The following is an 11,875-nucleotide window of genomic DNA, read 5'->3' on the forward strand; positions in this document are numbered from 1 at the left end:
CGCTCTGGGGGGGGGGTTTGTTATACCCCCCCCCGGTGGGGGGGGGTCTTCTGTTAAAACTTTTTAACAACCCGTTCTCCCCCCCCCCGACCCTCCAGACGGGCGGCGTCGAGGACGGCGCCGGAGCGGACGAGTTCTTCGGCGGCCGCGATCTCGGGCGCCAGGTGCCGGTCCGGGCCGGGGCCCGGGACCTTCGTGCGGAGCAGGTCGCGCACCGCGCCGGTGACCGGCGACGGTTCCAGCGGCGCGCGGAAGTCCAGCGCGCGGGCCGCGGTCAGCAGCTCGACGGCGAGGACCGTGGTCAGGCCGTCGACGGCCTTGCGCAGCTTCCGCGCGGCCGACCAGCCCATCGAGACGTGGTCCTCCTGCATGGCGCTGCTCGGGATCGAGTCGACGGACGCGGGCACGGCGAGCCGCTTGAGCTCGCTGACCACGGCGGCTTGGGTGTACTGCGCGATCATGTGGCCGGAGTCGACGCCGGGGTCGTGGGCGAGGAACGGCGGCAGGCCGTGCGAGCGCGCCTTGTCGAGCATCCGGTCGGTGCGGCGCTCGGCGATGCTGGCGACGTCGGCGATCGGGATGGCCAGGAAGTCCAGCACGTACGCGACGGGCGCGCCGTGGAAGTTGCCGTTGGACTCGACGCGGCCGTCGGCGAGGACGACCGGGTTGTCCACTGCGGACATGAGCTCGCGCTCGCCGACGAGTTCGGCGTGCGCGAGGCTGTCGCGCGCGGCGCCGTGCACCTGCGGGGCGCACCGCAGCGAGTAGGCGTCCTGGACGCGGTTGCAGTCCGGGCCGCGGTGACTCTCGACGATCTTCGAGCCCTGCAGCGCCTGCCACATCCGGGCCGCGGACCTGGCCTGGCCGGGGTGCGGGCGCAGGGCCTGGAGGTCGGCGGCGAACGCGCGGTCGGTGCCGAGCAGGGCCTCGACGCTCATCGCGGCGGTGAGGTCGGCGACGTCGAACAGCTGGTGCAGGTCGGCGGCGGCGAGCAGGAGCATGCCGAGCATGCCGTCGGTGCCGTTGGTGAGCGCGAGGCCCTCCTTCTCGGCGAGCACGACCGGCTCGATGCCGGCGTGCTTCAGCGCTTCCGCTGCTTCGATGACTTCGCCGCGGTACGTCACTTCGCCTTCGCCCATGAGCGCGAGCGCGACGGCGGCCAGGGGCGCGAGATCACCGGAGCAGCCGAGCGAACCGTACTCGTGGACGATCGGGGTGATGTCGGCGTTGAGCAGGGCCGCAAGCGTTTGCGCGGTCCCGGGCCGGACCCCGGTGTACCCGCTGGCGAGGGTCCGCAGCCGCAGCAGCATCAGCGCCCGGACGACCTCGGCCTCGACGGCGGGCCCGGCCCCGGCGGCGTGCGAGCGGATCAGGCTCCGCTGCAGTGCGGTCCGGCTTTCGACCGGGATGTGACGGGTAGCGAGGGCGCCGAAGCCGGTCGAGACGCCGTAGGTGGGTGTGACGGCGTGGGCGAGGTTCTCGATGTGCTGGCGGGTCGCGGCGAGGTTCTTCTCGGCGGCGTCGCCGAGCCCGACGGGCGCGTGGCCCCGGACGACGTCGACGACCTGGGCGGCGGTCAGCGGTTCCGCTCCCAGGAGCACTTTTTCCGGCATGGGCTCATTGCACCTCCTCGGAACCGCTGGTGGGATGCCCCACGGAGTGGTTCTGTCTGGTATCCCAGACGTATGGGCGAAAGCAGCGAAGTGCCGGCGTTGCGCCGCGGGCTGGCGGTGCTGCGCCTGCTGGCCACGCGCCCGGGCCCGGTCACGGCGGCGGCGATCGCCCGCGAAGCCGGCCTCCCCCGGTCCACCACCTACCACCTGCTCAGTGAGCTCGAAGCGGCCGGTTTCGTCGTCCACCTGCCCGCCGAACGCCGCTACGGCCTGGGCATCGCCGCGTTCGAGCTGGGCTCGGCCTACCTGCGCCACGATCCGCTGGAACGGCTGGCCGGGCCGTTGCTGCGCAAGCTCGTCGACCGCGTCGGGCACACCGCCCACCTGGGTGTCCTGCACGGCAACGAGTCCCTCTACCTGATCAAGGAACGCCCGGTGCGCCCCGAGACGCTGGTGACGGAGGTCGGCGTCCGGCTGCCGGGCCAGCTGACCGCGTCCGGCCGCGCGATCCTGCGGCACCTGCCCGCACCGCACGTGCGCGCGCTCTTCCCGTCGGCGACGGCGTTCGTCCTCCGCACCGGCCGCGGCCCGCGCACGCTGGCCGAGCTGCGCCGCACGCTCACCGCGGAACGCCGGCTCGGCTGGTCGGTCGAGGACGGCCACGTCACAGCGGGCTTCGCGTCGGTGGCCGCCCCGGTCTTCGACCACGGCGCCCGCCCGATGGCGGCGATCAGCGTGACGCTGCGCCACCACTGCACCGTGGAGCCGTGCCCGGAGACGTGGCCGGACCTGGCCGCCGAAGTGGCGGCCACGGCAGCCGACCTGACGACCCGGATCGGCGGCCACCCGGGCTGACCCGCTGCGGCGATCGGGGCAACTGTCACCGAACGGCTCGATTCCGCTCCGTCAGCTCTTTACCGTGGCTGAGCAGCGGTTCCGAGGGGTACCAGCGATGGATGACGCGCGCGTGGCGAAGGTGCGGCTGGGCCGTGTCCTCGCCCCGCCGGCGCGGTGGGCGTTGTGGCGGCAGGGTCCACGGGTGGTCGGTTACGGCCTGGTGACCGAGGCCGTGGCGGTGGTGCTGGCGCTGCGGCCGGTCCCGCAGGCGGTCGACCGGCGGACGCTGCTCGTGCTGGGTGCGCTGCTCCTGCTCGGGGTGGCCCAGGCCGAAACCGGCCGGCGGGTGGAGCGCAACCAGCGCCGGGTGTCGGCGGGACCGCACATCAACATGACATCGGCGTGGACGTTCGCCGGCGTCCTGCTGCTCCCGCCGCTGCTGCTGGCGGCGCTGGTCGGCGGGCTCTACCTGCACCTGGCCCTGCGCAGCTGGTACCGCTTGCCACGGGTACCGGCGTGGCGCACGGTGAACAACGCGGCGATCATCCTCCTGTCCTGCCACGCGGCACAGGGGGTGTTGCGGCTGACCGGCGTCGAGGACATCCGGGCGGCGATCACCCGCGGCGGGGCCGGCGCGGCGGCGGTGGTGGCGGCCGCGGTGACGTTCTTCGTGGTGAACGCGCTACTGGTGCTCCCGGCGCGCCACGAGGTGGGCCGGACGCCGCTGGCGTTGTTCGGCACGTGGTCGGACAACGGCCTGGAGCTGACCACGCTGTGCCTCGGCGCGCTCAACGCGCTGACGCTGGTGACGTTGCCGGGTTTGACCGCGCTGGTGCTGCCCCCGGTTCTGCTGCTGCACCGGACGGTGCTGGTGAAGCAGCTGGAGGTGGCGGCTCACCGCGACGAGAAGACGGGTCTGTACAACGCGGGCGGCTGGCGCGAACTGGCCGAGCGGACGCTCGGGGACGCCCGGCGCCACGCCGCCCCGTTCGGCTTGCTGATGCTGGACCTGGACCACTTCAAGCAGGTCAACGACACGTACGGCCATCTGGCGGGTGACGCGGTCCTGCACGCGGTGGCCCACACGATCACCTCGGCGGTCCGCGGCCGGGCGGACGCGGTGGGCCGCTTCGGCGGCGAGGAGTTCGTGGTCCTCCTCCCGGGCCTCGCGCACCCGGCGTCGGCGGCGGTGGCCGAGCGCATCCGCAACGCGGTGAGCACGCTGACCGTCCCGGTGGGCCAGTTGTCGATCAAGAACCTGTCGGCGTCGATCGGCATCGCGGTGTACCCGACGGCCGGCACCTCGTTGCAGCGTCTGCTCGACGCGGCGGACACGGCGCTGTACCACGCGAAGGCGACCGGCCGGAACAAAGTGGTCCACGTGGCGGACCTGGTGTAGCTCAGGCGGTCTTGTGCCGCCGCCCGGCGTCGAGACCCAGCATGGCGAGGAGTTCGGCGCACTCTTGGACGTCCGAGGAGTGCTGGGCCACGGTGAGGACGGCCCGGTCGTTCTGTTCGGCGAGGCGAACGGCCTCTTCCGCGCGGATAACCCCCATCCGGCTGTCGTCGTCGTGGGCAAGAGAGCTGCCGCTGTGCCGGGCCCAGGTCATCTGGCCACCTACTTCCGGCTCTGCGGGTGCGGAGCCATGGTCGGGAGACCAGCATGACACTCACGAAAATTTCACCCGCACGTGGGCCCTGTCACAGGGATTCTGTTGCTGTGGGTAGCAGCGGATACTACGGCCCGGCAATGCCGCGTGGGGCAAATGAAGAGAGGGCCCCAGCTCCGAACGAGCTGGGGCCCTCTCCGCTGTGGAGGTGCCGGGAATTGAACCCGGGTCCTCTGGCGTATCAACAGGACTTCTCCGTGCGCAGTCCGCTACGTCTCTGCTTGGCTCCCTCAATCACGCGAACAAGCTGAGGTGACGAGCCCAGCCACTGTTTGCTTCACGACTGTTCCCCGTGGCCGGGACAGCCGCTGAGCCTCCTAGCTGATGCCGGTACCCGGGCCGGAGGCGAACCCGGGCCGACAGAGTCGCACTCGCTCAGGCGGCGAGGGCGAACTCGCGCTGACTGGAGTCGGCGCTTATTTGGTTGCGATGACGCTTACGGTGGTCTCTCGCCTGCACCGGCACGCTTCTCCTGAATCAACGTCCAAAGTCGAAACCGTTCACCCCCTTGTCGGGACACAACTTGTTCATCATAACGCCTGGCGCCATCCCTTTGGTCCGGGTGGGGTGGGGCCAGCCCTACCGCCGGGATGCCCGCTCGCACCATGTCGCACGCCGCCGTGAAGCGCGAGGCTGGTAGCCGATGAAGGGAGCGGTCATGGTGCGCGACAGGCGGGATCCGCCGTTCGGTGGCTCGGTGGTGTTCTTGCTGATGAACCTGCCGCTGGGGGTGCTGGCGTTCGGGTTCCTCGCCGCGTTCGTCCCGGCCGGGGCGGGGACCGCCGTGGTGTGGGTCGGGGTGGGGCTGCTCGCCCTCGTCGTCCTCGCCGTCCGGGGGGCCGCGCGGCTGGAGCGGGCGCGGGTCTACGCGCTGCTGGACCGCTACATCGACCTCCCCTACCTGCCCCTGCCCGCCGGGAAGCAGGGACAACGCTGGAAGGCGCGGCTGAAGGACCCCTCGACCTGGCGGGACCTCACCTACTTCGCGCTGCTCTTCCCCGTCGGGCTCGTCGAGTTCGTGCTCGTGACGACGTTCTGGGCGACGAGCCTGGCGCTCGTGGCCCTGCCGGTGTACTTCCGGTGGCTGCCGGGCGGGGAGTACCGGTTCCCCAACTCGGAGGTGCCGTGGCTGACCGTGGACTCCACCGTGGAGGCGCTACCGTGGGCGGCGCTGGGGGTGTTGTTCGTCGCCTTGTCCGTCGCGCTGACGAAGGCGCTGGCGGGGACGCACGCCCGGCTGGCGAACGCGCTGCTGGGGCCGACCGTGGCGCAGCGTCACCGGATGGAGCGCTGGTGGGAAGACGCGGAACAGAAGAACCTGGTGGCGGGATGACCGAGGCACGAGAAGCGGACCACCCGCGGCCGCACCCGGCGCGCACGATCCTCTACATGATCGTCAGCTTCTTCTTCCGGAGCCTGCAGTTCGTGCTGATCGTGACCGGGATCGCGGTGGGGGTGTCGACCGCGGTGATCTGGATCGGGTTCCCGATCCTGCTGGCGACGACGAGTTTCGTCCGCTGGTCGGGCGACCGCGAACGGGGCTGGGCCGGGCGGATGCTGCGGGTGCCGCTGCCGCCGGTCGAGCGCCGGACGGTCGAGGGGCAGACGCTGCTGCGGCGGTGGGCCACCCGGCTGAGCGATCCGACGACGTGGCGGGACCTCGCCTACCTGATGGCGGCGTTCCCGCTGGCCTGCGCGGAGGTCGCGATCGCGCTGGCGTCGATCGTGCTGCTGCCGATGGCGATCTGGGTGACGCCGTGGCTGGGCTGGCTGCACGGCGAGCTGGCCCTGGCACTGCTGGGCCCGGACCGCACCAAACGGCTGGAGCAGAAGGCCGAACGCCTGCAGGCGTCGCGGGCCCGCGGTGTCGACGCGGCGGAAGCCGAACGGCGGCGCATCGAGCGTGACCTGCACGACGGCGCCCAGCAGCGGCTGGTGGCCGTCGCGATGAGCCTCGGGCGGGCGAAGTCGAAGTTCGACCACGACCCGGATTCGGTGCGGGAGCTGATCGACGAGGCCCACGCGGACGCGAAGCTCGCCGTGTCGGAGCTGCGGGACCTCGCCCGCGGCATCTACCCCGCCGTCCTCGGGGACCGCGGGCTGGACGCGGCGCTGTCGGCGCAGGCGGCGAAGTCGCCGATCCCGGTCGACGTCCGGGTGGACGTCGAGCCGCGGCCGCCGGCGGCCGTCGAGACGACGGCGTACTTCATCGTCGGCGAGACCCTGACGAACATCGCGAAGCATTCCGGAGCGTCCGAAGCGGGCGTGAAGGTGTGGCGGACCGACGACCACGTCGTCGTCGAGATCACCGACAACGGCCACGGCGGCGCGGAGGTGCGGCCCGGCGGCGGGCTGGCCGGGCTGGCCGACCGCGCGGCGACGATCGACGGCGTGATCACCGTGGTCAGCCCGATGGGCGGGCCGACCGTGATCCGGGCTGACCTCCCCTGCCAGTGGTGAATATTCTGGACCCCGTTCATCCACGAACCTGGGGGCCGGATGCGGGTAGTCATCGCCGAGGACGCCGTCCTGCTGCGGGCGGGGGTCACGCGCCTGCTCGCCGATGAGGGGATCGAGACGGTCGCGGCCGTCGACAATGGGGACGACCTGCTCGGCGCGGTCACCGAGCACCGTCCCGACCTCGCGATCGTCGACGTCCGGATGCCGCCGACGTTCACCGACGAGGGCCTGCGCGCCGCGCTGGCGGCGCGCAAGGAGGTGCCGGGCCTGCCGGTCCTGGTGCTCTCTCAGTACGTCGAGGAGTCCTACGCCGTCGAGCTGCTCTCCGGCGGCGCCGGCGGGGTCGGCTACCTGCTGAAGGAGCGGGTGGCCGACGTCGGGGACTTCCTGGACGCGGTCCGCCGGGTGGCCGGCGGCGGCACGGCGATCGACCCGGACGTCATCGCCCAGCTGATGGCCCGCGGCCGCCGCAACCCGCTGGACGCGCTGACCGCCCGCGAGTCCGAGGTCCTCGGCCTGATGGCGCAGGGGCTGTCGAACACCGCGATCGCGAACTCACTGGTCGTCTCGCACGGCGCGGTCGAGAAGCACATCGGCAACATCTTCTCGAAACTCGGGCTCGAGGCGAGTGCGGAGGAACACCGTCGCGTTCGTGCGGTGTTGACCTACCTGGGCCGCTGAGCCCGCCACCGTTCGACGGCGACCTGCACCGCCTCCTCGTCCTCGCGGGCGTGCGCACCGGAGGCCCCGGCGGCGCCGAGGACGACCTCGCCGTCGGTGACGAGCACCCCGCCGGCGTACGGGACGTAGTCGCCGTGGAAGAGGTGCTGGATGCCGTCGACGATCGGGCCGGGCAGCTCCAGCCCGCCCGAACGGTTCAGCGTGAGCAGCGCGGTGCGGGCCTTGGCCACGGCGATCCGGCTGGTCATCGGCATCCCGCCGTCGGCGCGGCGCAACGTGATGACTTCGCCGGTGAGGTCGAGCACGGCCACGGCCAGCGGCGGGAACCCGCGCTCCGCCCCGGCCGTGAGGGCGGCGTCCACCAGCCGGTCGGCGTCCGCCAGCGTGAGGCCCGGGAGGCGGGGAGAACCGGTCATGGGACCGAGCCTAGTGGCCGCTGAGCAACAGACGGTGACCGGAAGTCCCGTAAGGTGGACAACGGGTCACCCGTTCCGCGGGCGGCACCCGGGTGAGCGCTCACCTACCATGAGCGGACCCATCGGCGAGAGGAGCGCGCAGATGTCCGACGAGATCCGCTGCGTCCGCTTCTTCGGCGGCCCGCTCGACGGCCGCGTCCAGGAGCTCGGGGACGCCGAGCCGGTGCCCGGCACCGTCATCCGGCACATCCACCTGCACGGGGGCCCGAAGATCGAAACCCGCTACGAGCTCGGCCTGACCGAGACGGGCTGGGAGTACCGGGTCACCGCGACGCAGCACGAACCGGAGCCGGACGGCTCGAGGTAGGGACAACCCCCGCGTCCGAAGAGGTGGTAGGGGTAACCCCCGTACCCACCGGGGGTGAACAGGACCCCGGAAAGGCCGGTCAGCACCGCTGTTTCGCCAGGTCGCAGCGGCCAGGCTGAACGGCATGCAGACAAGCCAGCCAGGTGCGAGCCGGGACCGGTTTCTCGACGTCGTCCGGGCGGGGGCCATCCTCGCCGTCATCGCCCAGCACTGGACCATGCCGGTGCTCTCCTACGCCGACGGGCACCTCGCCACCGGCAACGCCCTGGCCACGCCCGGCTGGTGGGTCGTCACCTGGCTCAGCCAGGTCATGCCGCTGGTCTTCTTCGCCGGGGGCGCGGCGAACCTGATCTCCTTCCGGCGCGCGGGTTCGACGCGCCAGTGGCTCGGCGCGCGCCTCAAGCGCCTGATGGTGCCGGTGCTGCCGCTGATGGCCGTCTGGCTGGTGATGCCGGACTTCCTGCGCGGGCTCGGCGTACCACCGCAGCCGCTCCAGGTCGCCAGCGCCATCGCCGCGCAGTTGCTGTGGTTCCTCGCCGTGTACGTGCTCGTCGTGCTGCTCACGCCGCTCATGGTCGCCGCGCACCGCCGCTGGGGGCTGAAGGTGCCGCTGGTCATGGGGGTGGCCGGCGTCCTCGTCGACGTCGCGCGCTTCAACGACTTCGGCTACATCGGGTACGCCAACGCGGTCTTCGTCTGGGTCGCGGTGCACCAGCTGGGCTTCCACTACGTCGAAGGCCGCCTCGGTTCGCTGACCCGCCGAGCCGCGCTGACGCTGTCGGCCGCCGGGTTCGGCGTCACCGCGCTGATGGTCGCGTTCGGGCCGTACCCGGCCAGCATGATCGGCATGCCGGGCGCGCCGGTGTCGAACATGAGCCCGCCGACCGTGCTGCTCGCCTTCCTCGCCGTCGGCCAGATCGGGCTGCTGCTCGCCTTCCGCCCGCAGCTCAACGCGCTCGCGGCCCGGCCGGGCGTCGGGAGCGCCCTCGGCTGGCTCGGCGCGCGGTTCATGAGCGTCTACCTCTGGCACATGCCGGCGCTGATCGTCGTGGCGGGCGTGACGGTCTACGGCCTCGGCTACGAAACCCCGGCGCCGGGCACGGTGTTCTGGCTGGTCATGGCGCCCGCGTGGTTCGCGGTGTGCGGCCTGGTGCTGCTCGGCCTGCTGCGGCTGTTCGCGCACTTCGAGATGCAGCGCGACACCGCCGGCGTCGCCGTGGGCATCCCGCAGCTGGTGGTGGCGGGCGTGCTGATCTCCGGCGGCCTGCTCGGCCTGGCGGCCCACGGGTTCGCCCCGCTGTCCGACGGCGTCGCGCACGGCCCGGTGCCGTGGGTGGTCCTGGCGACGGCCGGGTTCCTGCTGGCGAGCAAGCCGGTCCCGGTGGTCGACCTGCTGGGCCGCGCGGTCACCGTGACCGAACGAGCCACCGTCAAGCGCTGACCCGGTCGTGAGTGGTAAGGCGGGTTCTAACCCGCCTTACCACTCACGAGGCGTTGAGCAGGCGCAGCGGGGTGTCGTGCAGGACGGCCCGCAGGAACGGCTCCCCCAGGCGATCGCCGGCCGCCCAGCCGGCGATCGCCTGCAGCTGCGTCGCGTAGGAGTACGGGATGTTCGGGAAGTCCGTGCCGAGCACGACGCGGTCGGCGAACTCCGCCAGCCGCGCGGTCCAGTCCGGCGGCAGCGGCGACATCGCCTCGGCGAACGGGACGCCCACCATCGTCGTGTCCAGGTGCACCCGCGGGTACTTCGCCAGCAGCTCGAACGCCGTCCCGAACTCCGGCATCGCCGCGTGCGCGAGCACCGCCGTCAGGTTCGGGTGCCGCGCGAGCACCTCTTCGAACACCGACAACCCGGTGAAGTCGCCCCGCAACGGACCGTGTCCACAGTGGACGACGACCGGCACGCCGGCGTCGGCCAGCGCGCCCCACACCGGCTTCAGCAGGTCGTCACGCGGGTCGTACGCGCCGACCTGCACGTGCGCCTTGAACACCCGGGCGCCGGCCCGCAGCGCACCGTCCACAGCGGACCCGGCGCCGAGCTCGGGGTAGAACGTCCCGGCCGGGACCGCGTCCGGAACCCGCGCCGCGAACTCCAGCGCCCAGTCCGTCAGCCACTGCGCCATCCCCGGCTTGTGCGGGTAGACCAGCGGCGCGAACCGCGTCACGCCCAGCGAACGCAGCGTGGCCAGCCTGTCCTCTTCGGACGTCCGGTAGAACACCGGCCACTCGGTGCCGTAGTGCGTCGAGGCCGCGTCGAAGTACGCCCAGACCTTGTCCATCACCGGCTTCGGCAGGAAGTGGACGTGCAGGTCGACCAGGCCCGGCAGGCCCAGCGACGCCGTCCAGCGCGCGACGTCCGCATCGGTTGCCGGGCCCGGCGTCACTCCGTGAACCGGCCCTTCAGCGCGCGGCCCATGGCCTTCCGGATGTCGCGGTCCGCGTCCCGCTTGGCGAGCGTCTGCCGCTTGTCGTAGGCCTTCTTGCCCTGGGCCAGCGCGATCTCGACCTTGACCTTGCCGTCCTTGAAGTACATCGACAGCGGAACCAGGGAGAGCCCGCTCTCCTTGGTCTTGCCGATCAGCTTCTCGATCTCGCGCCGGTGCAGCAGCAGCTTCCGGGTGCGCCGGGGCGTGTGGTTGGTCCACGTGCCCTGCGTGTACTCCGGGATGTGCACGTTGCGCAGCCACACTTCGCCGTCGTCGACCGTCGCGAACGCGTCCGCCAGCGACGCCTTGCCCTCGCGCAGGCTCTTGACCTCGGTGCCGACGAGCACGAGACCGCACTCGTAGGTGTCGAGGATGGAGTAATCGTGCCGCGCCTTGCGGTTCGACACGATCACCTTCTGGCCACGTTCCTTGGGCATACGACCACTCTACGTGATTCTCGAAACGACAAGCAGCTGGTTAAACGCTAGTGCCGGACGTACAGGCGCAGCGTGACGTACCCGGTGATGGCGGAGATCACCACGGACACCGCCAGCAGGATCGGCGCGACCGGGAACAGCAGCTCCAGCGTGGTGATCTTCGGGAACACGTCCCCGGTGAACACCGAGTCGAGGAAACCGGCCTTCGTGATGATCAGCATGATGATCCCGAGGATCGCACCGACCGCGCCGGCGACCACCGCCTCCAGGAGGAACGGCAGCTGCGTGTACCACCGCGTCGCGCCGACGAGCCGCATGATGCCGACCTCGGTGCGGCGGGTGAACGCGGACACCTGGATCGTGTTGGCGATCAGCAGCAGCGCGGCGATGGCCATGATGAGCGCGGCGCCGAAGGCCATGTTGCGGACGCCGTTGAAGGCGTTGAACACGCGGTCGAGGAACTTCTTCTGGTCGTCGACCTTCCGCACACCCGGCTTCGTCGAGTACTCCTGCACGATCGCGTCGCTGCGGTCCGGGTCCTTCAGCTTCACGTGCAGCGACGCGGGCAGCGACTCGGGGCCGGTGAGCGCGATCAGCTCCGGCTGGCTCTCGAAGATCTTCTTGAACCGGTCGAACGCCTGGTCGCGGTTCTCGAACACGACCGACTCGACGCCGTTGTTGCTCTGCAGCGACGTCCGCAGCGACTGGCACAGCGCCTGCGTGCAGTTCTTGTCGCCCGCGCTGATGTCGTCGGTGAGGTAGACCGAAACCTCGACGTCGGCGAGGAAGTTGGACTTCATCTTGTCGATCGTGCGCACGGCCAGGAGGCCGCCGCCGAGCATGGCGAGCGACACGGCCGTGGTCAGGATCATCGCGATGGTCATCGTGACGTTCCGGCGCAGGCCGGTGATTACCTCACTGAAGACGAAACTGGCGCGCATGTCGGGGTCAGGTCCTTGAAAGTCGGG

At 71.3% G+C, this 11,875-nt stretch carries 13 protein-coding genes and 1 other RNA gene; 7 read left to right on the plus strand and 7 right to left on the minus strand.

All coding sequences use genetic code 11. The annotated features are described in order from the left end of the window. Positions 1-53: 53 nt before the first annotated feature. Positions 54-1,613: a histidine ammonia-lyase gene (hutH, locus tag ABZW17_RS41735; protein WP_354826963.1), complete on the minus strand. Its 1,560-nt coding sequence runs from the start codon at positions 1,611-1,613 to the stop codon at positions 54-56. Between the two features lie 72 nt (positions 1,614-1,685). Here hutH and ABZW17_RS41740 point away from each other — a divergent pair, with 72 nt between their 5' ends. Continuing rightward, on the plus strand, positions 1,686-2,468 hold the full coding sequence (locus ABZW17_RS41740) for an IclR family transcriptional regulator (protein WP_354826966.1): 783 nt from the start codon (positions 1,686-1,688) through the stop codon (positions 2,466-2,468). A gap of 97 nt (positions 2,469-2,565) precedes the next feature. Continuing rightward, positions 2,566-3,849, plus strand: coding sequence for a GGDEF domain-containing protein (locus ABZW17_RS41745; protein WP_354826969.1), 1,284 nt, complete (start codon positions 2,566-2,568; stop codon positions 3,847-3,849). A 1-nt stretch (position 3,850) separates the two neighbouring features. Here the strand turns inward: ABZW17_RS41745 and ABZW17_RS41750 are convergent, their stop codons facing one another. Next, positions 3,851-4,060 carry a hypothetical protein gene (locus ABZW17_RS41750; protein ID WP_354826972.1) on the minus strand — a complete coding sequence of 70 codons (210 nt, stop codon included), beginning with the start codon at positions 4,058-4,060 and terminating at the stop codon, positions 3,851-3,853. 200 nt (positions 4,061-4,260) lie between these two features. After that, positions 4,261-4,628: a transfer-messenger RNA gene (gene ssrA / locus ABZW17_RS41755) on the minus strand. 150 nt (positions 4,629-4,778) lie between these two features. Between ssrA and ABZW17_RS41760 the strand changes: the two genes are divergently transcribed. The 3 genes from ABZW17_RS41760 to ABZW17_RS41770 are packed head-to-tail and all read left to right on the plus strand — an operon-like array spanning position 4,779 to position 7,261. Next, the gene (locus ABZW17_RS41760) at positions 4,779-5,453 is read left to right on the plus strand and encodes a sensor domain-containing protein (protein WP_354826975.1); all 675 of its coding nucleotides are present in this window, start codon (positions 4,779-4,781) and stop codon (positions 5,451-5,453) included. Further along, the gene (locus ABZW17_RS41765; RefSeq protein WP_354826977.1) at positions 5,450-6,580 is read left to right on the plus strand and encodes a sensor histidine kinase; all 1,131 of its coding nucleotides are present in this window, start codon (positions 5,450-5,452) and stop codon (positions 6,578-6,580) included. The genes ABZW17_RS41760 and ABZW17_RS41765 overlap by 4 nt, the downstream gene beginning before the upstream one ends. Before the next feature lie 39 nt (positions 6,581-6,619). Beyond that, on the plus strand, positions 6,620-7,261 hold the full coding sequence (locus tag ABZW17_RS41770) for a response regulator transcription factor (RefSeq protein ID WP_003082082.1): 642 nt from the start codon (positions 6,620-6,622) through the stop codon (positions 7,259-7,261). Here ABZW17_RS41770 and ABZW17_RS41775 read toward each other — a convergent pair. Then, a complete protein-coding gene (locus tag ABZW17_RS41775) occupies positions 7,246-7,677 on the minus strand; it encodes a heme-binding protein (protein ID WP_354826979.1) in 432 nt (143 codons plus the stop codon). The genes ABZW17_RS41770 and ABZW17_RS41775 overlap by 16 nt on opposite strands. A gap of 142 nt (positions 7,678-7,819) precedes the next feature. On the opposite strand from ABZW17_RS41775, the gene ABZW17_RS41780 reads away from it, so the two are divergent. After that, complete coding sequence (locus ABZW17_RS41780; protein ID WP_354826981.1) at positions 7,820-8,044, plus strand: hypothetical protein; 225 nt, start codon at positions 7,820-7,822, stop codon at positions 8,042-8,044. A gap of 124 nt (positions 8,045-8,168) precedes the next feature. Beyond that, positions 8,169-9,485 carry an acyltransferase gene (locus tag ABZW17_RS41785; protein WP_354826984.1) on the plus strand — a complete coding sequence of 439 codons (1,317 nt, stop codon included), beginning with the start codon at positions 8,169-8,171 and terminating at the stop codon, positions 9,483-9,485. A 43-nt stretch (positions 9,486-9,528) separates the two neighbouring features. On the opposite strand, the gene ABZW17_RS41790 is transcribed toward ABZW17_RS41785, so the two are convergent. Genes ABZW17_RS41790 through ftsX form a run of 3 tightly spaced genes read right to left on the minus strand, consistent with a single transcriptional unit; the run spans position 9,529 to position 11,848 of the window. Continuing rightward, positions 9,529-10,428 (minus strand): amidohydrolase family protein, encoded by a 900-nt coding sequence (locus ABZW17_RS41790; protein WP_354826987.1) that lies wholly within the window; start codon positions 10,426-10,428, stop codon positions 9,529-9,531. Further along, a complete protein-coding gene (gene smpB, locus ABZW17_RS41795; RefSeq protein ID WP_354826990.1) occupies positions 10,425-10,907 on the minus strand; it encodes an SsrA-binding protein SmpB in 483 nt (160 codons plus the stop codon). The genes ABZW17_RS41790 and smpB overlap by 4 nt, the downstream gene beginning before the upstream one ends. Before the next feature lie 47 nt (positions 10,908-10,954). Next, positions 10,955-11,848 (minus strand): permease-like cell division protein FtsX, encoded by an 894-nt coding sequence (ftsX, locus tag ABZW17_RS41800; protein WP_354826993.1) that lies wholly within the window; start codon positions 11,846-11,848, stop codon positions 10,955-10,957. Positions 11,849-11,875: the final 27 nt, after the last annotated feature.

The organism is Amycolatopsis sp. NPDC004625, assembly GCF_040609695.1.
Classification (GTDB): Bacteria; Actinomycetota; Actinomycetes; order Mycobacteriales; family Pseudonocardiaceae; genus Amycolatopsis.